Genomic DNA, 590 nt, shown 5'->3' with positions numbered 1-590 from the left:
AGATCCGATTGCGCTTGAACCTCCGCTAAAGAAACGTAATCGTATTTCTCCGAATCAAGCGCTCGCTGCTGCAAGCGTTTAACCGTCTCGATGAACGTTTCCGCATTTTCGTTCGGACCAAGTCGAACGGGCAGCGTGTTAATAAACAGTCCCACCATGTTCTCTATGCCCTCGATTTCCGCTGGACGCCCCGACACGACGGCTCCGAACACCGCGTCATCTGTATTATTGTAGCTACGCAGCAACATGCCCCATGCCACTTGCAGCATACTGTTCATCGTAACCTGATGCCGTTTGCTCGATTGTGACAGCCGCTCGGTCAATGTCTCCGAGAACGTATGATGAAATTCTTCCAGCACGTACGGATTCTTGCGATTTCCACTTGTAGGGATCGTTGTACACTGCTCGTATCCAGATAAGTAATCTCTCCAGTAGTCCAGCGCTTCTGCGCGATCCTGCTCTTCCAGCCAATTGATAAAGTGAATATAGGGCTTCACAGTAGGCAAATCCACCGTTTTACCACTACAATGCTGCGCATACATATAAAAGAACTCTTTTAAGACGATGCCCATGCACCAGCCGTCCATCAA

Annotated in this window: 1 protein-coding gene; it reads right to left on the bottom strand. The window is 49.3% G+C overall.

The window, feature by feature from the left end; all coding sequences use genetic code 11:
* The coding region (locus tag AC1TPB_RS25015; protein ID WP_482078961.1) for a condensation domain-containing protein at positions 1-572 on the bottom strand (572 nt) is incomplete at its 3' end.
* Positions 573-590: the final 18 nt, after the last annotated feature.

This window comes from Paenibacillus sp. Y951 (assembly GCF_056786395.1).
The sequence above is the reverse complement of the archived record's forward strand: the minus strand, read 5'-3'. Positions and strand labels throughout refer to the sequence as shown.